At 61.9% G+C, this 24,143-nt stretch carries 21 protein-coding genes and 1 pseudogene; 13 read left to right on the top strand and 9 right to left on the bottom strand.

Features of this window, described 5'->3' with window-relative positions:
* Positions 1-29: 29 nt before the first annotated feature.
* The 4 genes from F6X39_RS25385 (at position 30) to F6X39_RS25370 (ending at position 6,902) form a co-directional block, all read left to right on the top strand.
* Positions 30-3,335, top strand: coding sequence for an adenylate/guanylate cyclase domain-containing protein (locus F6X39_RS25385; protein WP_187618621.1), 3,306 nt, complete (start codon positions 30-32; stop codon positions 3,333-3,335).
* A gap of 118 nt (positions 3,336-3,453) precedes the next feature.
* On the top strand, positions 3,454-4,899 hold the full coding sequence (locus F6X39_RS25380) for an adenylate/guanylate cyclase domain-containing protein (RefSeq protein WP_187618609.1): 1,446 nt from the start codon (positions 3,454-3,456) through the stop codon (positions 4,897-4,899).
* A gap of 75 nt (positions 4,900-4,974) precedes the next feature.
* Complete coding sequence (locus F6X39_RS25375; protein ID WP_187618608.1) at positions 4,975-6,495, top strand: pyridoxal phosphate-dependent decarboxylase family protein; 1,521 nt, start codon at positions 4,975-4,977, stop codon at positions 6,493-6,495.
* On the top strand, positions 6,492-6,902 hold the full coding sequence (locus tag F6X39_RS25370) for a BON domain-containing protein (protein WP_187618607.1): 411 nt from the start codon (positions 6,492-6,494) through the stop codon (positions 6,900-6,902). Before F6X39_RS25375 ends, F6X39_RS25370 begins: the two co-directional genes overlap by 4 nt.
* A gap of 240 nt (positions 6,903-7,142) precedes the next feature.
* Here the strand turns inward: F6X39_RS25370 and F6X39_RS25365 are convergent, their stop codons facing one another.
* Positions 7,143-8,057 carry an AraC family transcriptional regulator gene (locus tag F6X39_RS25365; protein WP_184010480.1) on the bottom strand — a complete coding sequence of 305 codons (915 nt, stop codon included), beginning with the start codon at positions 8,055-8,057 and terminating at the stop codon, positions 7,143-7,145.
* 99 nt (positions 8,058-8,156) lie between these two features.
* Here F6X39_RS25365 and F6X39_RS25360 point away from each other — a divergent pair, with 99 nt between their 5' ends.
* Positions 8,157-8,906: an SDR family oxidoreductase gene (locus F6X39_RS25360; protein ID WP_187618606.1), complete on the top strand. Its 750-nt coding sequence runs from the start codon at positions 8,157-8,159 to the stop codon at positions 8,904-8,906.
* Positions 8,907-8,941: 35 nt separating this feature from the next.
* Here the strand turns inward: F6X39_RS25360 and F6X39_RS25355 are convergent, their stop codons facing one another.
* Positions 8,942-9,682 carry an SDR family NAD(P)-dependent oxidoreductase gene (locus tag F6X39_RS25355; protein WP_187618605.1) on the bottom strand — a complete coding sequence of 247 codons (741 nt, stop codon included), beginning with the start codon at positions 9,680-9,682 and terminating at the stop codon, positions 8,942-8,944.
* Between the two features lie 121 nt (positions 9,683-9,803).
* On the opposite strand from F6X39_RS25355, the gene F6X39_RS25350 reads away from it, so the two are divergent.
* Positions 9,804-10,694, top strand: a complete 891-nt coding sequence (locus F6X39_RS25350) for a LysR family transcriptional regulator (protein ID WP_187618604.1) — start codon at positions 9,804-9,806, stop codon at positions 10,692-10,694.
* Positions 10,695-10,781: 87 nt separating this feature from the next.
* Here F6X39_RS25350 and F6X39_RS25345 read toward each other — a convergent pair whose 3' ends face one another.
* The gene (locus tag F6X39_RS25345; protein ID WP_187618603.1) at positions 10,782-11,672 is read right to left on the bottom strand and encodes a LysR substrate-binding domain-containing protein; all 891 of its coding nucleotides are present in this window, start codon (positions 11,670-11,672) and stop codon (positions 10,782-10,784) included.
* Positions 11,673-11,772: 100 nt separating this feature from the next.
* Here F6X39_RS25345 and F6X39_RS25340 point away from each other — a divergent pair, with 100 nt between their 5' ends.
* Positions 11,773-12,363 (top strand): LysE family translocator, encoded by a 591-nt coding sequence (locus F6X39_RS25340; protein ID WP_187618602.1) that lies wholly within the window; start codon positions 11,773-11,775, stop codon positions 12,361-12,363.
* A 2-nt stretch (positions 12,364-12,365) separates the two neighbouring features.
* A pseudogene (locus F6X39_RS25335) lies at positions 12,366-12,647 on the top strand (cupin domain-containing protein); the annotation flags it as partial.
* A gap of 35 nt (positions 12,648-12,682) precedes the next feature.
* Here the strand turns inward: F6X39_RS25335 and F6X39_RS25330 are convergent.
* Positions 12,683-14,032, bottom strand: a complete 1,350-nt coding sequence (locus F6X39_RS25330) for an NAD(P)/FAD-dependent oxidoreductase (RefSeq protein WP_187618601.1) — start codon at positions 14,030-14,032, stop codon at positions 12,683-12,685.
* A 580-nt stretch (positions 14,033-14,612) separates the two neighbouring features.
* Complete coding sequence (locus F6X39_RS25325; RefSeq protein WP_187618600.1) at positions 14,613-15,083, bottom strand: ribonuclease; 471 nt, start codon at positions 15,081-15,083, stop codon at positions 14,613-14,615.
* A 660-nt stretch (positions 15,084-15,743) separates the two neighbouring features.
* On the opposite strand from F6X39_RS25325, the gene F6X39_RS25320 reads away from it, so the two are divergent.
* Complete coding sequence (locus F6X39_RS25320) at positions 15,744-16,163, top strand: DUF1810 domain-containing protein (RefSeq protein ID WP_187618599.1); 420 nt, start codon at positions 15,744-15,746, stop codon at positions 16,161-16,163.
* 73 nt (positions 16,164-16,236) lie between these two features.
* Here the strand turns inward: F6X39_RS25320 and F6X39_RS25315 are convergent, their stop codons facing one another.
* Entirely contained in the window at positions 16,237-17,391 is a 1,155-nt protein-coding gene (locus F6X39_RS25315; RefSeq protein ID WP_187618598.1) for an SMP-30/gluconolactonase/LRE family protein, read from the bottom strand.
* Between the two features lie 350 nt (positions 17,392-17,741).
* On the opposite strand from F6X39_RS25315, the gene F6X39_RS25310 reads away from it, so the two are divergent.
* Both F6X39_RS25310 and F6X39_RS25305 read left to right on the top strand, forming a co-directional pair.
* The gene (locus F6X39_RS25310) at positions 17,742-19,427 is read left to right on the top strand and encodes an FAD-dependent oxidoreductase (protein ID WP_187618597.1); all 1,686 of its coding nucleotides are present in this window, start codon (positions 17,742-17,744) and stop codon (positions 19,425-19,427) included.
* A 5-nt stretch (positions 19,428-19,432) separates the two neighbouring features.
* Positions 19,433-19,624: a DUF2783 domain-containing protein gene (locus F6X39_RS25305; protein WP_013094246.1), complete on the top strand. Its 192-nt coding sequence runs from the start codon at positions 19,433-19,435 to the stop codon at positions 19,622-19,624.
* A gap of 10 nt (positions 19,625-19,634) precedes the next feature.
* On the opposite strand, the gene F6X39_RS25300 is transcribed toward F6X39_RS25305, so the two are convergent.
* Entirely contained in the window at positions 19,635-20,489 is an 855-nt protein-coding gene (locus tag F6X39_RS25300) for an IclR family transcriptional regulator (RefSeq protein ID WP_184073859.1), read from the bottom strand.
* Positions 20,490-20,494: 5 nt separating this feature from the next.
* Positions 20,495-21,298, bottom strand: a complete 804-nt coding sequence (locus tag F6X39_RS25295; RefSeq protein ID WP_187618596.1) for an IclR family transcriptional regulator — start codon at positions 21,296-21,298, stop codon at positions 20,495-20,497.
* A gap of 204 nt (positions 21,299-21,502) precedes the next feature.
* Between F6X39_RS25295 and F6X39_RS25290 the strand changes: the two genes are divergently transcribed.
* Together F6X39_RS25290 and F6X39_RS25285 are read left to right on the top strand one after the other, a co-directional pair.
* Positions 21,503-22,462: an MBL fold metallo-hydrolase gene (locus tag F6X39_RS25290; protein ID WP_187618595.1), complete on the top strand. Its 960-nt coding sequence runs from the start codon at positions 21,503-21,505 to the stop codon at positions 22,460-22,462.
* A gap of 87 nt (positions 22,463-22,549) precedes the next feature.
* Positions 22,550-22,702 carry a hypothetical protein gene (locus tag F6X39_RS25285; protein ID WP_187618623.1) on the top strand — a complete coding sequence of 51 codons (153 nt, stop codon included), beginning with the start codon at positions 22,550-22,552 and terminating at the stop codon, positions 22,700-22,702.
* Here F6X39_RS25285 and F6X39_RS25280 read toward each other — a convergent pair.
* Positions 22,699-23,742 (bottom strand): hypothetical protein, encoded by a 1,044-nt coding sequence (locus F6X39_RS25280; protein WP_187618594.1) that lies wholly within the window; start codon positions 23,740-23,742, stop codon positions 22,699-22,701. The genes F6X39_RS25285 and F6X39_RS25280 overlap by 4 nt on opposite strands.
* Positions 23,743-24,143: the final 401 nt, after the last annotated feature.

The raw sequence follows: 24,143 nt of genomic DNA, 5'->3' as shown, positions 1-24,143 counted from the left end.
GATTCGACACCTTCCTCTCAGGAGGGCTCGTGGACGTCGCCGTGTGGCTGCACAGCCTCGGAATGGAGCGGTATGAACCGGTGTTTCGCGAGAACGCCATCGACGCCGACGTGCTTCGCGATCTCACCGCGGACGATCTGAAAGAACTGGGTATTGCGTCGGTCGGTCATCGCCGCAAACTGCTCGATGCCTTGACTGAATTGCGGGCGCGAACCGGGCCCCGGCATAGCGCCGCGAGCCCTGGCGAGGCGAAAGGCGAACGACGGCAGGTCGCCGTCCTGTTCGCCGATCTCTGTGGCTTCACGCGGATGAGCCGTGAAGTCGACGCGGAGGAAGTACTCGCCGTGCTCGATCGCTACTTCGAGCAGGTTGACCGCACCATCGAGCAGCATGGCGGGCACGTCGACAAGCACGTTGGCGACTGCGTCATGGCAGTATTCGGCGCGCCGATCTCGCATGGCAATGATGTCGAACGCGCCGTGCGGGCGGCACTCGCGATCAGGGACGGGATGCCCGACCTGTCGCGTGCGCTCGGCCGCCCGGTCTGCGTGCATATCGGCATAGCCGGCGGCGAAGTCGTCGCAAGCGGCACCGGTAGCGCGACTCACAGGGAATACACCGTCACCGGCGACACGGTCAACCTAGCCTCGCGTCTCACCGATGCGGCTGAGCCGGGGACGATCCTGATCTCGGAAAGCGTGCGACGCCCGCTGGCTGACCGCCTGGACTGTGTCGAACGCGGCGCGCTGTCGGTCAAAGGCTTCGCGGAAGCGGTCACGGCGTGGTGTATTGCCGGCCTTCGGCGCTCACGCCCGGGCCGGCCGTTCGTCGGCCGGCATCATGAGATGCGGCAGTTTCGATCCGTGCTCCATTCCTGCCGCGACACCGGAGGCGGACGCACCGTTCTGCTGCGCGGTGAGGCCGGGATCGGCAAAACACGCCTGGTCGAGGAATTCGAACGCGAGGCGCGGGAGTCAGGATTCCTTTCTCATACTGGCCTCGTGCTCGACTTCGGTGCGTCAACCGGACGTGGCGCAATCCAGTCTCTCGTGCGCGGCCTGTTGGCAGCCGACGGCTCAACTGACGGAGCTGCGAGTGCCACTGGCGTCGAGCACGCGCTCGCCAGCGGTTTGATCGACGCTGGCGACGCACTCTTTCTCGAAGATCTGGTCGATTTGCCGATGGGGTTCGAGGACCGGGCAGTCTACGACGCCATGGACAATGAAATGCGCGTTCGCGGCCGACGCAACGCCCTGACCCGGCTCGTCCAACGCGCGAGCCGCCAGCAACCTCGGGTACTGGTCGTCGAGGATATTCACTGGTCGGACGAATCGACGCTTCGCGACCTCGCCGGACTGTCGGAAACGATGGCGGGATGTCCGGCCGTACTCGTGCTGACAGTGCGGACGCACGGCGATTCGAGTGAAGAGCCGTGGCGCGTGGCGACCGGCGGACCGTATTCGCTGATCGATCTGGGTCCGCTGAGCGCCGGCGACGCGCTTGCGATGGCCAGATCGTTTCCCGGGACGCAGGCAGGTCTGGCGGGACGCTGCATCGAACGGGCGGCGGGCAATCCGCTGTTTCTCGAGCAGTTGCTGAACGATGCGCAGGACGGCGAAGGGACCGGCGTGCCGGGGTCGGTGCGAAGCCTCGTACAGGCGCGGCTGGATCGGCTTGATCCCGCCGATAAGACCGTGCTGCAGGCTGCCTCGGTGCTCGGCCAGTTGTTCGAGAAGGAGGCGGTCGATTTTCTCGTCGATGGCGCCGGCGCCGATGCGGATGCCGGCGTTGCGCTGGAACCGCTTGTGATCGGTCTGCTGTTACGACGTCAGGGCACCGGATTCATCTTCCATCACGCACTGATTCGCGACGCCATTTATGACGGGCTGCTGAAAAGCCGGCGCCGCGATTTGCATCGTCGCGCCGCACAGTGGTACGGCGAGCGCGAGCTCGTCCTGCGAGCCGAACATCTCGATCGCGCGGGAGAACCCGGGGCAGCGCTCGCCTATTGCGAAGCAGCGCGCTTGCAGGCGTCGGGGCACCGCCATGAAGCCGCGCTCCGGCTTGTCGCACGAGGTCTCGATCTCGCGGACCAACGTAGCGACCGCGCCGCGCTCGAGTGTCTACATGGCAACGTCCTGCATGACCTCGGCGACATGAAGTCGGCACTTCATGCATTCGAAATCGCCCTCGAATATGCGACGACGGACGCGGAGCGTTGCCGCGCATGGATCGGGCGGGCCACCGTGAAGCGGATCATCGACGATCTCGACGGTGCATGGGCCGACCTCGACTCCGCCGCTGAAGCCTCCCAAGGCCTGTTGCGCGAAGAGGCTCGCATTCACTTCCTGCGCGGCAATCTGTGTTTTCCCCGCGGCGATATCGACGGCTGCGTGCGTGAGCACGGGCGCAGCCTTGCCCTCGCGCGCGACGCGTGTGATCCCGAACAGGAGGCGGCCGCACTCGGCGGCCTTGGCGATGGCGAGTACATGCGCGGCCGGATGATCAGCGCCCACGCGGCCTTCAGCCGCTGCATCGAACTCTGCCAATGCCATGGCTTCGGACGGATCGAGGTGGCCAACCTTCCGATGCGGGCGATCACGACGTGGTTTACCGGCGAAGCCGCGCGCGCACTCGACGCCGCGCTTGCCAGCGTCGCCGCAGCGCAGAAGGTGGGGCATCCCCGCGCACTCGCCGTCGCCCATCACGCTGCCTGGCACTGCCTGCACGATCGCGCGGAGTGGGATCGCGCGTGGGAGCACGTCGCTCCTGCGCTACAGTGCGCGCGCGAGCTGAAATCAAGGCGCTTCGAAGGTGAAGCGCTCGCGTTTCGCGCGGAATTGCATCGGGTCGCCGGCCGTCCGCGCGAAGCGCGCGCCGATATCGAAGCGGCGCTGTCGATCAGCCGGGAGACCGGCATGAACTACCTGGGCCCCGCTTATCTCGGCGTGCTCGCGCGCACGACGGACGACCCCGTTGTCTTCGCACAGGCGCTCGCGGAGGGTGAAGCTTTGCTCGCGGCCGGAGCGGTGAGCCACAACCACTTTCTGTTTCGACGTGATGCGATAGATGCATGCATCGACCGCAAACGCTGGGATGCGGCCGCGCACCATGCTGCGGCCCTTGAAGACTACGCACGCCGCGAGCCATCGCCCTTTTCCGGATTTTTCGTGGCGCGCGCACGGGCGCTTGTCTCGTATGGAACCGGCAATCGCGATCCGGCATCGCTGAAGGAACTCCAGCGGCTACGGCAGGAGGGCAGCAGCCTGGGTTTCCTTTATGCGCTCCAGGCGATCGAGGCCGCGCTTTCGGGCGAGGCCGATAGAGGAGGATAAGGTCGCCGCGCTCACTCCTGTTGACGCCGTCCAACCATCACCGTATCTTGCAATCCAAGGTAAAGCGACATGACACGGCAGTTGTGTCTGACTGTTTTCCGTTGACCTGGCCACGACGATGAACATTGACGATCGGCTTCTCGAGAGCAAAATGATCGCGATCGAGCAGGCGAGATCATGGAGTCCGCGCGTCATTTCCAAGCTCGAGACTTTGATCAGGAGCGGCGACGAGCTGTCCGTTTACCGGGTCAATCCGCTGGCGTTTGCGCGAGATCGCGGCATAAGCGAGGCTGAATGCATTGACCTCTTTCTTCATGCGGCGCGCTACGGATTGTTCGAGATGAACTGGGACGTTCTTTGTCCGCAGTCGGGAATGGTCCTCCACAGCTTCGGATCATTGCGCACTCTCAAGACCCATTATGTCTGTGGGCTATGCGACGTTACGGGCGAAACCGACCTCGACGATTTCATCCAGGTCACGTTTTCAATATCGCCCGAACTTCGGAGGCTGACGTTCCACGATCCCGAGTCGCTTTCCGTGGAAGATTTCCACTGGAAACTGCGATTTAACGGTGACGGTCGGTTCGCCGGGCAGCAAGTCCGGTTTCTCGACTTCTTGCGGGGGCTCGTGCGCGGCCTCACGTTCCTGCCGCCAGCTTCGACGACGACCCTGCAGGCTGTTCTTGGCCCCGGTGCCTTGACGGGTGTGAATGTCGAGACACAAGCCGCTCTCATCGTTCCGATCGCTGGTGAGGCCGCTACCTCGCCGACACTGTTGCAGGTCGGTTATGACGGTCAACGGTTTGCCCCGGCGCTCTCCGTTGTGCCGCCGGGTCCTGTCGTCATTCAAGTAAGGAATACCGGGAGCACGCGCGGGTCGCTGCTCTTGATCAATTGGCCTCCAGAGGTCGTCGCTCAGGCCATCAAGCCGCCGCTCGAATTCGAACCGTATCTCTCCGGCGGGGCGCTGGTGGCGCGACAAACCTTCCGGCGCCTGTTCCGCTCGGAGAACGTTGACGAGAAGGAAGGCCTTGGGATTCGGCAAGTGACGTTCGTTTTCACGGACCTCAAGGGTTCGACGGCCATGTATGAACGCATCGGTGATCTGAATGCGTACGGCCTCGTCAGACAGCATTTCGCCTTGCTCGAGATGATCGCACAACGGTATTCCGGCGCTATCGTAAAGACGATTGGCGACGCTGTGATGGCCGTCTTTTGTCGACCAACGGACGCAGTTTCCGCGTCGTTGAGTATCGTGGAGGAAATCGGGCGCTTCAATCGCGAACGTGGAGAACCGGCGATCATCCTGAAGATCGGGGCACATTGCGGGCCGTCGATTGCGGTGACACTGAACGACAATCTCGATTATTTCGGTCAGGCCGTCAACGTCGCCGCACGCGTGCAGTCTCTCGCCGACGCCGGGGAGATTTGCATTTCGGAAGCGCTCTATAGTGCGCCTGGGGTCCGCGACCTCCTTGGTGGCCGCACTGTCGTCGAATTTGAGGCTCCGCTTCGCGGCCTCCAGGGCAGGGCAAGCGTGTATCGCATCGTGTCCGAGTGGTGACGGCTTACGGCGCCGATCTTGCCTCCTCTTGGGGCTACTCTTGTTTGCTCAACGTCGAACCCGACAGGTGCCGAGATGGAGAAGAACGACGCAGCCGGTTTGCTCCCTATGCACGGCGTTCAGCCGCGTTCCGAGGAAACGCTCGATCCGGACGATTGGACTGCGCTGCGGACACTCTCGCACCGCATCGTCGACGATGCGGTCGACTACCTGCGCGACGTGCGCAGCCGGCCAGTGTGGCGAAGCATGCCCGAGAGCGCCAAGGCCTTATTCGAGCAGGCGCTGCCACGCTCGGCGTCACCAGTGGAAAGTATTTATCACGAGCTTGGCGAGAATTTGATGCCCTATCCACTGGGCAACGTACATCCTCGCTTCTGGTCCTGGTATATGGGGGCAAGCAACTTCACCGGCGCACTGGGAGACTTCCTGGCGGCAATTCAGGGTTCCAACCTGGGTGGCGGCAATCATGCGGCGGCTTCGATGGATCAGCAGGTCGTCAACTGGTGCAAGGAGATGGTTGGCTTTCCAGTTTCCGCCAGCGGCACATTGGTTAGCGGCGGCTCGATGGCAAATATCATTGCCCTGACAGTGGCACGCAATGCGAAGGCTGGAATCGACGTGCGCGAGCATGGTGTAGCCGCCATCGACCGACCGTTGCGATTTTATGGCTCGGATCAGATGCATAGCTGCCATCGTAAGGCGATGGAGTCGCTAGGCCTGGGAAACGCGGCGTTGCGGCGCATCCCGACAGACGCGGCGCTGAGAATCGACGTCGCCGCTCTGCGGATTGCGATCGCAGAGGACCGGTCAGCGGGATTTCAGCCTGCTTGCGTGATCGCAACGGCGGGGACAGTCAATACAGGTGCGATCGACGATCTGATGGCGCTGGCGGATCTGGCCGCTGAAGAGAACGTCTGGTTACACGTAGACGGATGCATCGGCGCGCTGATTGCGATCGCACCCGACAATTCATATCGCGTCGCGGGCATTGCACGCGCTGATTCGATCGCCCTCGATCCTCACAAGTGGCTGCACGCTCCGTTTGAGGTCGGCTGCGCCCTCGTTCGCGACGCTGCGGCGCATCGAGGCGCATTCGCGGTGACACCGGAATACCTGCAACCAACAGCGCGCGGAATTGCTTCGGCCCCCTGGCTCTACGAGTATGGATTGCAGACGTCTAGAGGTTTCCGTGCGCTAAAAGTCTGGATGGCTCTAAAAGAGCATGGAGTCGAGAAGTTCGGCCGTCTGATCGACCAAAACATCGCGCAGGCTCGCTACCTCAGTGAGCTCATCGACTCCGAGCGACACCTCGAGTTGGTCGTGCCAACCAGCATCAACATCGTATGCTTCAGATATCGACCGGAGGAGATGGAAGAGGCAGCATTGAAGGCGCTCAACATCGAGATCATGTTGCAGCTTCAGGAAGCTGGCATCGCGGCCTTGTCCGACACAACGGTGCACGGCGTGCATTGCCTCAGGGTCGCGATATGCAACCACCGAACCCGCAAGGACGACCTGGATCTGCTGGTCAAAGAAATCGTTCGACACGGACAGCGGATTTTGCAAGGTTGGCAGAACCCAAAGGAGCCAGCATGAACATAAGCAATGCGAGCAGAATAATCGACGCAATGTTAATTGCCGCCATCGCGAGTGGCGCGGCCTATGCGAACGCGCAACAAGGTATGAGCGCGACGGCCGGCGCGGTCGCCCAAAGGGTGGCGGCCTCGGGCTCGCCGCCTCGACCCAGGCCGGATACTTCGATAGTTCGTGACGTTCGCCGCGCCCTCAGGCGTGTACCGGATATGGATGATTCAGAGATTCACATCAGAGCGAGCCACGGCGTCGTCACGCTCACCGGATCGGTGCCGGAAAGCTGGCAGATCTCGCGCGCTGGCAATGCAGCAAGATCAGTGCTGGGAGTCAAGTCGGTGACGAACAGATTGACAGTGCGAAAGAGCGATGCAGCAAGCATTGAGCAACGTCTCGCGGCATCGGCCGGATAGGCTCGATGTTGATCTCATCACTTCGGCGTAGACGATGCTCTAGTGAGAATCTCCGGATCGACCTGAAGCTCCACGAAGACGCAACGCGCGACTGTTGCGCGAAAACCTGATTTCGGGTCGTTCTCGCCTCAGCTCGGTGCATTTAGCCCTTCACGCAGAAAGCCGCAGCTGACGGCCTGTTGCAGTCCTACTCGCCGGCGGCCGCCGACAAGATCGAGACGCACGACAAGGATCCCGACGCTATCGAGCGACGACATTCGCTGCGTCTCGAGCATACTGTGTGGGCGGCAGCCCGACATGACGCGTGAACGCGACGCTGAATGCGCTCGCCGAGCCGTAACCGACACGTTCCGCGATCACCGCGATGCTGACTTCGTTCCGGCGCAGCAGGCTCCTGGCGACGGCCATGCGCCACGACAACAGATACTCCATCGGTGCCACGCCGACTGCGCGGCTGAATCGATCGAAGAAAGAGGACCGTGAAAGCGCGGCGGTTTTTGCGAGTTGTGCGATCGTCCAGGGCTTGTGCGGACTCTCGTGCATATGACGGATGGCGAGCGCGAGACGGGCGTCGGCGAGGCCGCGGACGAGTCCGGGCGACGCCCCCGTCCCCGTGGCTCGCAACGCTTCAATGAAGAGCACCTCGAGCAGTCGCGCCAGCACGACCTCGCGCGCGGGCCGCTGCGCGCGCGATTCTTCCCTCACGAGCTTGACGAGCGTCGCCAGCCTGGGTTCACCGCGCACGTGCGCGAGCTTGGGCAAGAGCGAGACAAGCAAGGCCGCATCCGGCGAACCGAACGCGCAGAGGCCCGCAAGCCATTGGGCTTCTGGCGCGACCGATGCATCGCCGAAACGAAAGCTGCCGTCGGGCAGTGCCGCGGGCGCGATATCGGAGACGTCGTCATCGTCGGGCGGGTTGATGCTCGTCATCGTGAAGCTAAAAACTTCGGGCACGAGCACGAAGTCATCGGCCTGAAGAATGAGCGGCTCGCAACCATTGACGGATAGACGGAAGGAACCTTCGAGCACCACGCAATAGAACGGCTGGCCGACTTCCGTGCGGCTCGCGCGCCAGCGCCCGGCGCCGCTCAGCACTTTCGAGAACGTGGGCGTCGGCTTCAGCAATGTGACGATTTCGGCGAGCGGGTCGATCATGATCGGACGATTTCGAATGAAACCTGGACGCTCAATTGTAGCGAGTCCGGGCGGTCAGGACTTATTGTGTTGGGACTGTCACCAACCACAGGATTCGACATGAAGACCGTCTTGATTACCGGTTGCTCGTCCGGCTTTGGCCTCGAAATCGCGCGTTATTTTCTGGATCGCGACTGGCGCGTTATCGCCACGATGCGCGCGCCACGCGAAGACGTCTTGCCGCGCTCCGATCGTCTTTCGATTCTCGCCCTCGACGTGAAGGACCCGCAAAGCATTCGCGCCGTCATCGATGCCGCCGGTCGGATCGACGTGCTCGTCAACAATGCGGGTATCGGTTTTCTGAACGCGCTCGAAGGAACGCCGATGGACACCGTGCGCGATATCTTCGAGACCAATACGCTCGGTACCATCGCGATGGCGCAGGCCGTGTTGCCGCAGTTCCGCGAGCGCCGCGAAGGTGTGATCATCAATGTGACGTCGACCGTCACCTGCAGACCGCTGCATTTGCTGTCGGTCTACACCGCGAGCAAGTCCGCGGTCAACGCGTTCAGCGAATCGCTCGCGCTCGAACTGGAGCAGTTCAATGTGCGCGTGCGTGTCGTGCTGCCGGGACGCGCGCCTTCCACCCGCTTCGGCGAGAACGCGCAGGCACGTATGAAAGACGGATTCGCCGAGCCGTACGGCGCGCTCGTGGAGCAGATTTTCGCAAACTGGCAGAAAGAAACGGCCGTCACGCACGCATCGGATGTCGCCGAAGCGGTTTGGCTCGCAGCGACCGATTCATCGAGCCCGTTCCACATCCCCGCCGGCGAGGACGCTGTCGAGTGGTACAACGCGGCCGCTAAATAGCACGAGTAAAAACGCGGAGGTGAGAGCCTCGGGCCTCAGACCTGGCCGATGCCGCCGTCATTCATCAAATCCGCGCCCGTCATATAGGAACTCTGTTCGGAGGCGAGAAAGAGCGCCGCGCTGGCCATCTCCTCGGCGCGGGCGAGTCGACCAATCGGGACCATGCTCTTGTACATGCTCACCAGATCCTCGCGTGTCGCCGACTGGGAGTCGAGAATCGGGGTGTCGGTGACACCGGGGCTAAGCATGTTGACGCGAATGCCGCGATCCTTGAATTCGGCGGCCCAGGTGCGAGCATAGGAACGCAACGCGGCCTTGGTCGCCGCGTAGGCGGTATGACCAGGGATGCCCATGACGTGCATGGCCGACGAAACCAGGATGATCGACCCGCCACCTGTCATCATCGGCAGCAGCTTCTGCACCAGAAATACCGGGCCGCGCGCCATGAGGTTGAATGCCTTGTCGAAATGCTCAGGCGTGATGGTGTCGATCGAAGCCTGCTCGGTAAAGCCCGCGTTCGACACGATGATGTCGACGACACCTTTTTCGTCCCTGACTGCCGCAGCGACACGGTCGAGGTCATCGAGATTCGCGGCGTCGGCCTGAAGCGCGGTAACGTTGCGTCCGAGCAGTTCGACGGCCTCGTCGAGCTGGCCTTGGCGCCGACCGAAGATAAAGACGTGAGCACCTTCGGCGACGAATCGCCTGGCGATCGCCAGGCCGATACCCGTCGTTCCGCCGCTAATAACCGCGATCTTCCCTGTGAGAGTAGACATTGAAGCTTCTGCCTGTTCGTGAATGGAAGTGACATCGTAATTGCGGTCCCTGCGAATGATAATCGGCGGATTTATCATAAGATCCATTCACCGAGAGAATAGATCGCACGAGAGAAATACAATGGATCGGTTTCACGAATTGAACGCCTTCTTCGCCGTCGTTGAAGCGGGTGGCTTTTCCGCCGCGGCGCGCAGAACCGGCGAGTCACAGTCCGCGATCAGTAAGTCGATCGGCGCGCTGGAAAAGCGCCTGGGCGTGCTGCTATTCAACCGAAGCACACGCAGCGTGACCCTGACGGATCAGGGGCAGAAATACTACGAACGCACCAAGCCGTTGCTGGACGAGATTGAGGTGGCCGACAGCGAACTGACCAGCAGCACGCTGGACGTCTCGGGCCTTGTCCGGATCGCCTGCGCCTCCACGTTCGGCCGCCTGCACGTTCTTCCGCTCATTCCCGAACTGCTGTCGCGCTATCCTGGTCTGCGGGTCGATCTCGTGTTGTCGGATTTCGTACGCGATATGGTCGAGGATCGAATCGATCTCGCGATTCGAGTGGGCTCCGTCAACGATCCCGATTCGGTCGTGAAGCGGATTGCCAGCACCCCGCTGGTCTGCGTCGGATCGCGTCGCTATTTCGAGCAATACGGTGTACCGAAGGATCCTGCGGAACTCGCCAATCACAATTGCCTGCTCTACGGCGGTCTGATGGAGTCGGCAAACTGGCCGTTTCATGGGCCACGAGGCCGATTCAGCGTACCGGTGCGAGGCAACCTGTCGTCGAATAGCGTCGAGACAATACGATCGGCCGTGCTCGCGGGTGTGGGAATCGGCCTCTTCGCGAAGCTCTCGCTCGCCGACGAACTCAAGCATCCCGACATTGTGACCGTGCTGGACGACTTCATTCGCGACGCCCGTGATGTAAGCATCATCTGGCCGAGGCGTCGTTTCGTGCCTGCGCGTGTGCGCCGGGTGACTGACTATTTTGCGGCTGCGCTGCCGCAGCGCTTGTAGGAGCGACGTCCGTGAACTAAAAGCTGGCTGGCGGCACTGCGTGCGTCTGAATCAGTCGATTGCGGCGCGCACTTCAAACGCCGTCCGTCACGCAATGTTCGCGAGCGGCGTGCGTCGAGTGCCTGCGTCGCTCGACATCGAATCTCGCACGTGGCGCGCGAATTCCTGTGCCGCGGGCTGAACCGTCGCGGGCAATCGCAGACAGATCGCGATCGGAGGCAGTGCAGGCAAGCCGCTGACTCGAAACGTGAGCGTCTCCAGATCGGCCGGCACCGTGGAGGCGAGCCAGGCCGTGATCGCGAGGCCCGCGCGCACCGTGGCGGCCGTCGCCTCGATGTTTCCGCTCTCGAACACCGTGCGCCACGCAATGCCCTCGTCCGCGAGCGCGCCGAGCACCACCGGACGGAAAGCACAACGCTCGTCGACCATCGACAGCGGCAACGGCCGCTTCTGCCATGCATCACTGCCGCGCCCCTTGACCCACACCAACGGCTCGATGCAGACCACTTCACCTTCGGCTTCGCTCGCGACATATTCGACCAACGACACGTCCACGCGACCGCTATTCACCGCTTCGCTCAGTTCCGGCGACGCCGCGCACACCAACGAAATTTCGACATGCGGATGCGCCTCGGCGAATGCCTTCATCGCGGGCGCGAGCCGCGTCACGAGATCGTAAGGCACGCCCACACGCAAGGCGCCGCGCAACGGCTGGCCGGTCATGTCGGCCCAGATTTCATCGTTCAGCCGCAGCAGCTTGCGCGCCTTCACGAGAAACTGCTCGCCCTGGTGCGACAGTTCCAGCCGGCGCGTCTTGCGAACGAACAGAAGGCAATCCAGCACATCTTCGAGGCGCTTCACCTGTTGGCTCACGGCGCCTTGCGTCATGTGCAGCAGATTCGCGGCGACCGTCATGCTGCCGCTATCGGCGACGGCAACGAAGGTGCGGATCAGATCGAGATCGAGGTTTCGGCTCATCTATGCATTATGCGGCGTAATGTACCGCATCAATATTATTAGCTTTCACGTTGCCTTGACGATCCGTACAGTGCAGATTCACTGATCCGAATGTGCACCGATGACCTCGATTCTGCCGCTTCTGCTCTTCGTCGCCGTCGCGACCGTGACGCCCGGCGGCGCGACCACGCTCGCCGCCGCCTCAGGCGCACGCTTCGGCTTCGTACGCTCGATACCGCTGATGCTCGGCATCGCTATGGGCCTCGCCTTGCTCGCTGCGCTCGCCGCACTCGGGCTTGGCGGTCTGCTTCTCACGCTGCCGTCGCTGCAAACGGCGGTGAGGACACTCGGCTCCGCGTATCTGCTGTGGCTCGCGTGGCGCATCGCGCGCAGCGGGCCGCCAAACGCGAGCAATGGCCCCGTGCGCCCGGTTTCGCTCGTCAACGGTTTCCTGCTGCTCTGGCTCAACCCGAAAGGCTGGGCGATGACGGTTGGCGCGGCGGCGTCTTTCGCGCTGCTCGCAAACAATCCGAACCGCCTCGCGATGCTGCTCGGTGCAGCGTTCGGGGTGACTGCGTGCGCGTCGCTCGCGCTGTGGTGTGCGCTCGGCGTGCTATTCGCCCGGCTGTTTCGGACGCCGCGCCACTGGCGCATTCTCAATCTCGCGATGGGTTTGCTGCTCGCCGCATCCCTCATTCCGACCTGGAGATAAGCATGTCTTCCCATCCGTTCGCCGAATCGTTCGACCTTGAAGCCGCGTTCGCCGATGTGTCGGATCATTGGTCGCCGAAAGTTGTCGCACAGGTCAACGATCAGTACGTGAAGGTCGCGAAAGTGCGCGGGTAGCTCGTGTGGCACGACCACGAGCGCGAGGACGAACTGTTCTTCGTCGTGCGCGGACATCTGGAGATCGAATATGAGGGCGGACACGTCGTCGATTTGCCCGCGGGTTCGATGCACGTAGTGCCGCGCGGCACGCTGCACAAACTTGTGGCGGCCAGACCCTTTCGCCATCCAAAGCGAAATGGTGCTCAGTGCAGTTTGACGTGCGGCGCGGTGCTTCGACGGAGCCGATGCGCGAGGGTATTGACGATCATGCGTGCATAGCCATGCAGCGCTGCAACGTGCATCCGATACAGCGACAAATACATGAAGCGAGCAAGCAGTCCGTCCACGAGCATGCTGCCGCCGATAAGACCTCCCATCAGACTCCCTACCGCATTCGCATGCCCGAGCGACACTAGCGAGCCGAGATCGCGATAGGCAAACTCCGGAAGCTTTTGCCCCTCGATGCGTCGCGCAAGTGCCTTGACTAAAAACGATGCCTGCTGATGAGCCGCCTGGGCGCGCGGTGGAACATTGCGCTCGAAACCCAACCATGGACAGGCCGCGCAATCGCCGAATGCGAATATATGGTCGTCAAGATCCGTTTGAAGCGTGCGACGCACACTGAGTTGCCCCAGATGATTGACGGTCAGCCCATCGAGCGTTGAAAGCACCGCGGGTGCCTTGATGCCCGCGGCCCACACCGTGAGATCCGCACGTATCGTCTTGCCGTTTTTCGTGCGGATGAGTCCGGGCGCGACCTCCGCGACCCGCTCGTCGACCATCAACTTGACATTGAGTTTGCCCAGCAGTCCGGCAGCTGCCGTGGACACGCGTTCTTTCAACGCCGGCAGAATCCGCGGCCCAGCTTCAATGAGCACGATCCCGACGTCGTGTGTGGGGTCGAGCCGATGCAAGCCGTATGATGAAAGTACCTTCGCCGTATTGCGCAATTCGGCGGACAATTCCACGCCCGTAGCGCCCCCGCCAACGATCGCGACCTGAACACGAGGCGCGTGATCGACGGGCACTCCACATGCACTCCGCTCACCGGCGTCTCGTTGTTGTTCGGCGCGAATGCAAGCTGAAATCAGGCGCTTTCTGAAGCGTTCCGCTTGAGCGACGTTGTCAAGCGCGAGCGAATTTTCCGCCGCGCCCGGCACGCCGAAGTAGTGCGTTGTACTGCCGATGGCAAGAATCAACGAGTCGTACCCGATTCGGCGCGGCGGTACCAGTTCGGCTCCGTCGTCATCGAGCAGTGGCGAAAGCAGGACCTGCCTCGAGCCACGATCCAGTCCGACAAGTTCGCCCTGGATGAACTGGAAGCCGTGCCACTGGGCTTGCGCGGCGTACGCCAGTTCCTGTGCGAATGGGTCCAGACTTCCCGCTGCGACCTCGTGCAACAGGGGCTTCCAGATATGCGTCGGGTTGCGGTCGATCAACGTAATGGAGGCACGTTGCGCCCCGCTTCTTCGCCGACCACCATAACGATCGCCTAGCCTCGTTGCGAGTTCGATGCCGCCCGCCCCTCCTCCCACGATCACAAAACGATGCATGCAGATTCTCCCAGGTCGACGACGCGCGGTACGGAAATCCAGCACAACGGTTGAGAACAACTATCGCAGAAGCCCGACAGCAGGAAAATCTCATAGTTCTGATGGTTGCCTTCAGGTTTTCTGATTGAGAGATCTCCTACTGACCTCGCCCTCAACGGCGTACTCGCACTGTCTGGAAACCCCTCCAGGTTCACACGCACGAGCCCCAAGACCCGACGCGCGACTTCACTTCGGCGCAGTCGGCTCGCCGCGATGGCCGGGCGCTCGAACGTACTGCTGAACGCAGTTCGGCGCCCTTCCACTCGGCGTGGTCGTCAAAGGGATGATCGTAGGTGCCGCGCTGACGGCTGGGGGTCGTTCTTCGCCAGATCTGTGGTGATCAGGATGAAGCCATCGACGTTCACACTTTTGGTCGATGGATTGATGCTGTCGGCAGGTATCTCATCGTTGTGGGCCTCAATGGCACGATGACTGCGTCGCCGAACTCGCTGAAACAGGCGCCATCGCAGCTAGCGAAAAGATGCCTTGCGACGCCGCCGCCAGTTCGCAGATAGCGTCGCTGATGCAGTTCATTCCGTCTTTATTCTCCAATGCGCTTGAAGCTGGCGTAGTAATCGTCGGTGTAATAGCACTCGCCGGTTTGCTTGCGCGGCCCACCACATACGATCCGACGCTGCCCGCGATCCGTCGCGCCTGGTGTGCGAACCGTATAGGTGTGGTAGTAACCGCGCGGATGCTTCGGCAGCAAAGCCGCACTGTTACGAAACAAAACGCCGTCATCGCTAAACGGGAAGGGGCCGCCCGCTTTGATCAGTCGCAGAGTTTCGGCCGCCTCCGCCGGCAACTGCGCCTTGGTGACGGTGACCAGCGCGCCCGCTCCTTGGGCGCCTGATGCAGCGGTTGCATCGCTCGCACCCTGTGCTGGCTGAACCGGCGCCGAGCTCGCGGATGCGCCCGATGCCTCAGTGGCGCTTTGCGGTCCCTGCTTGCCGCATCCGCCGAAGACCGCGCTCAATGCGACGATGCAGGAGACAGCCCACGCTCTCTTCACGAAACGGTTCTCCCTTCGTTGACCAGCACCCGACGACCTGGATAGACGTAAAGGTATCGCTAATGACGGAGCGAATCAACGTTCGATCGGAAATAGTCTGCGCGCGATCGGAATCCAGCCGTTTCCCCTATCGCGAACATTCGTCGCATGCGGCGAAAAGGGCCTGCGTATAAGGTAAATCAACAGCTAGTTGCCGTTTGGAGCAGTCATGAAGCGGACCATCAGGATCGAATCAGATCAAGTCGACACATCGCCGCGCATGGCAAGCCGGGTTGAAGTCCTCATCTTCCTTGAAGCGGCCAGCAAACGACATCCGTCTTAGCCGCTTCAAACGCCTCCACTTCGCCCCACGACCGACCATCACGATACGTCGCATGTCCATGAAGCATGGCCGCGACGCATCCGACATATCCGATTGCGCCAGGCGTTATTGTTCATGGCGTAGTCCGTCGCCGCGTTGGGCCGCGAGCGCGCGAGGCGAGAGAAGTGGCAACCTGGTTGAACTCCAATCGATAACCGAGGGCGAGTCCTGCCCAATACCTGAATTGGCGACCGCGTGCTTGCAAGATACGGCGGTTCGAATCCATCGTAGACCCGTGCCTGCATGCGCGCGAGAATCGTGGTTTAACGATGGTTTCCACACCTGCAGCGGAGTACGAAATGGACGATCCCTATGATCTTCAGCGCTTCCTCGATGCACAAGAGCCGGTCTACGACCAGGTATGCGATGAACTGAGGCACGGACGTAAGCGAAGCCACTGGATGTGGTTCGTGTTTCCTCAAATCGAGGGGCTCGGAACCAGCGCAATGGCTCAGCGATTCGCGCTTTCGTCGCTGGACGAAGCGCAAGCCTATCTGCGCCACCCGATACTCGGCCCACGGCTGCGCGAAACGACGCACCTGGTCAACCTCGTCAGCGACCGGTCCATCGAGGAAATTTTCGGGTATCCGGATGACCTGAAGTTTCGCTCGTCGGTCACCTTGTTCGCGCGCGCCACGAACGACAACGACGTATTCATCGAAGCTTTGCGCAAGTATTTCGGCGGAGAAGCCGATCCGCGGACCCTCCAGCTGCTCTAGACCATTTTGGTAGCGGTCCCGCGCACGCGGGGCGCAGCGGACCGCGCAATTCCGCTCCCGGTGCAGTGCGTGGTCACTGCCCGCTCACATCGGCTGCACGGGATCGAAAGAGCAGCAGGTGATCCGTGCCGGATTCGGACAGCCAGACCTCGCCCGGACGACCCATCATCTGACGCACGTTCGCGTGGTCACGCGGCAGCCGCAACACGTCGAACCGCTCGGCACGCGGATCGAAGCGCACTAGCGCATTAGCGCTCCATTCGCTGAGCCAGACGATGTCCTGGTCGTCGACGAATATTGCATACGCGTGCGGATCGTTGCCGGGCAGTCGCCATTCGCGCCAATGATGCGTGCCAGGATCGTACACGCCGACTTTTCCGGCGTTCCACTCGCTGACCCAGATGCGCCCCCTGGAATCGGCCCAGACGCGGCGCGCGCCCTGATTCGACGTTGGTGGCTCGATGACCTGTGCCGCGCCCGTCGTCGGGTCGATGCGACCAACGTAATTTCCCGCCAGCGAAGCGAAATACAGATCCCCGGAGCGGGTCACGCAGATACCGTAGGGCCCGGCGCCGCGTGGAGCATCAAAGACGCGCATGCGCGATCGCTGCGGATCGAGTTCGCCGTAGATACCACTTTGCCCCGTAAACCACAGATGCCCCTGTTTGTCGAACACGGCGGTATTCAGATTGGCGTCTGGCCGGTCCTTGGGTAGCGGAAAACGCGTGACGGCGAGCGTCTTCGGATCGATACGCACGATTGCGTTCTGGCCGCCGTCAGTGACCCACACCGCACGATCGGGGCCGACGATCACGCCATGTGGCGCCGATCCGGCGCCGAGTGCGATCGTGTCGGTTTTGCCGCTGCGCGGGTCCAGCCGCCCGAGCGCTCCCCGCGCCTGCGCGGTGTACCACACGGTGCCGTCATGCGCCGGTGCGACGTCATGCGGTGCGCTGCCAGCCGGGACGGCGAAGCTCTCGAACGACGGCGGCTGTGCTTGAGCCTGCGCGAGGCCAAGCTTGTCTGTGCTGATCGCGCAAGCGATGGCGTAAAGAGCCAGGGCAATCGCAGACCGGGCAGTCGATTGCGGGGCAAGCTTCGGAAAATGTTTGAAGTCCAAGCGGGCAAATTCCATCATCGCACGAAGTCGCTCGAGCGCCGCATGCCCCGGATGGATCGCGAACATCCACCAAAGAAGCCCCACAAGTAACAGCAGAGGAATCAGCATGGGTGGTCTCCATCGCTGCTTGTGCCAGCTAACGTATCACGAATGCCACTTGCCAAGGTCAACCCGACGTTTCAATGCTTGGCGGCGCGCTACGCGTCTGCCTTCAGCCGATCTCGACCGCCGTCTTCCCTGCCTGCCGACGCTCCTCTAGCGCGACATGCGCTTCCTCGACGTTGTCGAAAGTGCGATTCGCCGGGATATTCGTTGCCGGGTTTGCGTGCAATGGAACCGCACCAGGGTAAATACAGATTCGATCGCTCAAAAAGCTTTATAGAATGGCTAATATTAGCAAGGAGCAATACTGCTTGCTATAGATTAATAAAAGACATCCCGCAGAACCCGGAGACGCCATGCAGATCGACTACCAAACGATGCGGTTCGACTACGAGCGAGCCGCCGACCACGATGCCGGTGCACCGCTCACCTATCCGGTCGTGGTGATCGGCGCTGGCCCGGTCGGGTTGTCAGCGGCCATCGATCTGGCCCAGCAGGGCGTTCGCACCGTGCTGCTCGACAATGACGACACGCTGTCGAGCGGTTCGCGCGCAATCTGTTTTGCGAAGCGGACGCTGGAAATTTTCGATCGACTCGGCTGCGGCAAGCAGATGGTCGACAAAGGCGTGAGCTGGAACGTCGGCAAGGTGTTCCTGCAGGATGAACTGATCTATACGTTCAACCTGCTGCCCGAGACAGGCCACGCGCGCCCGGCATTCATCAATCTGCAGCAGTACTACGTCGAGGGCTATCTGGTAGACGAGGCGAAGCGAACCGCGAATCTGCAGATGCGCTGGAAAAGCAATGTGATCGGTGTGACCCAGCAAGACGACCACGTCGAGTTGCGGGTCGAAACGCCCGACGGCATTTATCCGATGCGCGCGCAATACGTGGTCGCCGCCGACGGCGCGCGCAGCGCGGTGCGCAAGGCGCTCGGTCTCGACAGTCATGGTCGCACCTTCAAGGACCGCTTCCTGATCGCGGATGTGAAAATGAAGGCGCCGTTTCCGACCGAACGCTGGTTCTGGTTCGATCCGCCCTTCCATCGCAATCAATCCGTACTGCTGCACAGGCAGCCCGACAACGTCTGGCGCATCGATTTCCAGCTCGGCTGGGACGCCGATCCGGTCGCCGAAAAACAGCCTGAAAAAGTGATTCCGCGCGTGAAAGCGCTGCTCGGCGACGATGCCGGGTTCGAGCTCGAATGGGTCAGCGTCTACACGTTTTCGTGTTTGCGGATGGACAGTTTCCGGCATGGCCGCGTGCTGTTCGCGGGCGATTCGGCGCATGGCGTGTCGCCGTTCGGCGCGCGCGGCGCGAATAGCGGCGTGCAGGATGCCGACAATCTCGCCTGGAAGCTGCGGCTCGTCGTCAACGGCGACGCGCCGCCGGCGCTGCTCGATACCTATGCATCCGAGCGCGAGTATGCGGCGGACGAAAACATCCTGAACTCATCGCGCGCCACCGACTTCATCACGCCGAAAAGCGCGGTTTCGCGGATGTTCCGCGATGCCACGCTTAAGCTCGCGAAAGAGTGTCCGTTCGCGCGGCGCATCGTCAACAGCGGCCGTCTGTCGGTGCCGGCGGTGCTGCGCGACTCGCCCCTGAACACGCCCGACGCCGACGCGTTCACCGGTGCGATGGTGCCCGGCGCGGCCAGCACCGACGCGCCGGTCAGGCTCGCTGGCGAAGACGCCTGGTTCCTGAATCAGACCGGACATGGCGGCTTCACGGGTGTGCAATTCTGCGGCCCGGGAGACGACCTGACGAAATGCGCCGAACGGCTTCGCGCGCTCGCATGCCTCGCGGTGCCGGTTCACTCGTTGATCGTCGTGCCGCGTGGCGCGGCCGTGACCGCTCTTCCGGAGATGCCTCACGTCACGGTGATCGAGGACGTCGAAGGCATCGTCACGCATCGCTTCGATGCGCGGCCCGGCACCTTTTATCTGCTGCGTCCGGACCAGCACGTCTGCGCGCGCTGGCGCGCCCTCGACACCGCATCGGTCGCCAAGGCCGTGGATCGCGCAACCTGCAACGGATAACCATCATGACCAAGCTGAACATCGAAACGAATATGGCCGATCCCGATGCGTTCTATGAAAAGCTCATCGACGCGCACAATGGACTGACCGACGAGCAAAGCCATTTCATGAACGCAAAGCTCGTGCTGCTGCTCGCGAACCACATCGGCGATGCCGACGTGCTGCTCGAAGCGCTGGCGCTGGCGCGCGCGGATTGACGACCCAGGCTCAGCGCCCGATCCAGCCGAACCGCCACGACAGCCGTCGTGTCGTGGCGAGCAGCCTCTGCGCGGTCGTGCCGTGCGTGCTGAAATCAAAGCCGCCCGACGGACCGATCACCGCGACCACCAGACTGACGCTGCCCGTATGATCGAACACGGGCGCGGCCAACGCGCCGATGCCCGGCACCGGCGCATCGAGTGCGTCATCGATGCCGTCGCTCACAACCTTCGCACGACGTGCCAGATAGGCCGGGGCCAACGACGGCGGGCCCTTTTTCGGCGCCACGAGCACTTCCGCAACCGGCGCGCCCGCGAGTCTGATCGATTCCTGCGACAACAGCCCGACCAATACGTCGTCCGCAAGATGCGCGGCGAACACGCGCCCTATCGCCGTGTTGACGAGCGACATCACGGTGCCCACGCGCAGGCTCACGTGTTGTGGTCTCGCCGATTCTTCGAAACGGATTACCGTAGGACCCAAAGGTCCAAGAATCGCCACCGCGACGCTCATGCCGGACTCCGCCGCAAGCGTGACGATCTCCGGTTCGGCATCGCGAATCGGCGACATGCGCTGCAATGCGATCAGGCCGAGCTCCATGCCGAGCGGTCCCGCACTGAAAAGACCGGCGTCGTCGCGGCTCAGCAAGCCGACCTTGAGCAGACTCACCAGATGCGGAAACGCCTTGGCGGCGGGCATATCGGCGGCCGCGGCCAGATCGCGCAACGACAGTGGACGGCCGGCGGCAACGAGTGCCAGCAGGAGTTCGCCTGTGTTGTCGAGCGCGCTGATTCCGCGCTGAGCTTTCGTGTCGTTGAGTTGCGGCGTGTTCGCGTCGGACGCGTCCGGGGTTTCGATCTGCATGATTCTCAGCTGGGTGTGCCCAGCGCTTCGGTGATGCGTCGGGAAGTTTCGAGCAACTGACGCGCGACCACACCATCCCACGCGACTTCGATCGAGCCCGACGAGCCGATCGCCGTCAACGCGAGTTGCATCCGTTGATCGCCATCGAACACCGGCACGCTCAGACTGCTGATGCCCGGACTCGGCGCATCGATTCCTCGCTCGATGCCGCGCGCGCGGATCTCATCGAAGCGTTTGCGCCACTCCGCGCTAGTCGGCCCTTTGGCGGCGCGGCCGCGCGCCGGCGTCGGGTGCGCCGAATGCGCCTGGCTTCGCGCCATTTGCGCGACCTGCTCGGCAGCGCAGAACGCGCAGAATACGCGGCCCGTCGATGTCGCTTCGAGCGACATCACCGTGCCGATGTGCAGATTGACATGCAGCGGCGCACCGCTGCGCTCGTATCGGACGATGGTCGGGCCCTGCACGCCCGCCACGCAGATCGCCACGCTAAGACCGATCCGCTCCGCGAGCGAAGCCGCGTGGGCAGCCGCGATGCGATAGACCGGCTGCTGTTCGATATGCATGAGGCCAAGCCGCAACGACAGCGGCCCCGGCTCGTAGTTGCCGGTCAGGGCATCGCGCTTGACGAGGCCGAGGCGCGTCAGGCTCACGAGATAGGTATGCGCCTGCGCCGACGACAGTTGCGCCTCGCCGGCCAGTTCGGTCAGCCCGAGCGGTTCGCGCTGTCGCGCCAGCGCCTGCAGCAGACGTCCGCCGACCTCGACGCTCTGAATCCCCCGCTGTTTCTTTTCGCTTGTCGTATCAGCCATCGTGTTGTCCGCCCTTGACCCGAAGGAGATTCGGCCCGTCCGGTGTCGCCCGTGGAAGGCCTAGATGGTATCCGATCGGACCGTGCCGACCAACCAACGGAGTTTACCCTGGCTTAGTTAATGACAAGGTATTTTGTCATTGACAAATATCAGCGTGACGACGACTATTAGTCATCCCCAACGAGTCGTGAGACGGAGACAGACATGGCGAAGGCTTTCGCATCCCAGGCCGACCTGGAAGAGAAGAAGATCACGTGGACCCAATTGTCGGAAAACGCGTATGCCTACACGGCCGAAGGCGACCCTAACTCGGGCGTGATCATCGGCGACGACGGCGTGCTGATCGTCGACACCACCGCCACGCCGGCCATGGCGCAAGACCTGATCGCGAAGATCCGCAGCGTCACCGACAAACCGATCAAATACGTCGTGCTGTCGCACTATCACGCGGTACGGGTGCTGGGCGCGTCGGCGTACTTCAAGGAAGGCGCGCAGCAGGTGATCGCCAGCCGCGGCACCTACGAAATGATCGTCGAGCGCGGCGAAGCCGATATGAAGTCGGAGATCGAACGCTTCCCGCGTCTTTTTGCAGGCGTCGAAACGGTGCCCGGCCTGACGTGGCCGACGCTGGTGTTTGAAAAGGAAATGACGCTGTTTCTCGGCAAGCTCGAAGTGCGCATCGCGCATCTCGGCTCCGGCCACACGAAGGGCGACACGGTCGTCTGGCTGCCGTCGCAGAAGGTGCTGTTCTCCGGCGACCTGGTCGAGTACGACGCGGCCTGCTACTGCGGCGACGCGCAACTCGAACAATGGCCGGCAACGCTCGAAGCATTGCGCGCCCTGAACGCGGAGAAGCTGGTGCCGGGTCGCGGCCCCGCGCTGCTGTCGCCGGCGGAAGTGAACAAGGGCCTCGACTACACGAAAGACTTCGTCACCACGCTGTTGCAGGCGGGCCGTGACGCATTCAGGGACAAGCTCGATCTGAAGGGCGCGATGGCGCTCACGCGCAAGTCCATGGACCCGAAGTTCGGCAACGTCTTCATCTACGAGCATTGCCTGCCGTTCGACGTGTCGCGAGCCTACGACGAAGCGAGCGGCATCAGCCATCCGCGCATCTGGACCGCGCAGCGCGACAAGGAAATGTGGGACGCGCTGCAGAATTGATCGTTCTGTGCATTCGGGGAAAGGCCGTTCGGTCTTTCCTCACTTCCGTTTAGACCATGAAGGCGCGCTCCGCACGCGGAGCGCGACATGCAGCATTCCTTCGATGGCAACGCTATTGGCTGCGCCGCGCCCGTCGCGAGTGACGATTCGATGTTCAAGAAGGTCGCGTGGCGCGTCGTGCCGTTTCTCTTTCGAAAATGCAATGGATACGAAGTGCGCAACACCTACCGTGACCTCTAATCCGCATTGGGAGTAGCCGCTTGCGCCGATGCCTCAGATACACTCGCCGCTTGTCGCACTACGTCGAAGTTCGCCAGCGCTACCTCAAGGTTGGCGTTAAATTGCAGGGACCCATCAGGATAGCGCAGCAGCGACCCTGTGTTCCCCATCGATACTTGACTCGCGGCAATGCCGTTATCGTCCTTGACCTGAGTGTCGTTTCCGTTGATCTCATACTTGCGCTGCAGGCTCTCGGCCACCAAACGGCCCACCTGCGCAATACCATCATGCATGCTTGCTCGCAGCAGACGGCCATTGTTGTCATTCCATATCGCGACGTTCTGTGCCGAATCTTTGCCAGAGGTCACTAGCTTGGCGCGGTACGTGATACTGGCCCGGTACACTGAGTTCTTCGGAGCAACCGCTAGTCCGTTGTCGGGTGCCGTCGCTTGAACGATTGGCTGCAGTTTGGCCGCGGCGCGAGCCTTGGAGCTACGCGGAAACAGCAGACTGCGTGTCGAAAGCTCAAATGTGGAAAAATCAGGCGATAGGTGATAGTCAACAGTCACGAACATCACAGAGCCTGACTGCGAGGCGATGAACAATTCATTATAGGCTTGGTCCTTTACATCCTTAGTCACTTCAACGCGCTCGACTTGCATCTCCGGCGCTTCTCGAAGCGCATTCAATATCGATTCGCGCATCTGTTGGTCGAAATTTAGCTCGACCAGTTGGTCCTTTAGAGGATGGATCGTTTCCTCAGCGCTCTTAGCACGCGAAGCATTGATACCTGCGTCCACCGCGCCGAGAGCACCGCCACAGGCAGCGGCCAGTAGAATGCCAATGCCGGGAATCACCCCACAGGTCGCGGCCGCAGCCAAGCCCGTGGTCGACGGGACGAACGCCGCATACAACTCTGGTTGCGCGATACCCACCCGAACTTCGACAGGTTGCATGGTTGTCAGAACATCGTGCTCCACAGACTGGGTGAGCGGCGGGCGAGCACACCCGGTAAGAACAACGAGACTCGCAAGCATTGTGACAGCACGGATTTTCTTCAAGATACTCCCTTTTCTTTGATTTATATTACAAATTCAAGCTCGATCGGCTGCGCGAGTTGCTGCCCGTGAAGCTAGTGATAGAGGAAACAACCTTCGAGAAACCAGCGGTACCCGAACGCAGGCCGGGCTAATGCCTACGCCCGAGGAAACGACAAACCCACCTGGTATTCTTCACAGATAAAGCCATCCCGGCCGGATTGTGCGGTGTCCGATCCGAAGACCAATACCGCAATACGTCTTTTTCGCAAATTTTTCGTTGAGCCAGCCCATACGTGCATCGTTCTGTCCGCCCCCGATATCGCCCAGTGTGTAAGAGATCGACACCGCAAATGGCCCAAAGAACACTATTCAGCTCTTGTTTTCGCATCCTTTTACTCTGAGCGAGCGACCACATTTTGCAC

Origin of the sequence: Paraburkholderia sp. UCT2 (assembly GCF_014397665.1) — a bacterium.
Lineage (GTDB): Bacteria > Pseudomonadota > Gammaproteobacteria > Burkholderiales > Burkholderiaceae > Paraburkholderia > Paraburkholderia tuberum.
The sequence above is the reverse complement of the archived record's forward strand: the minus strand, read 5'-3'. Positions and strand labels throughout refer to the sequence as shown.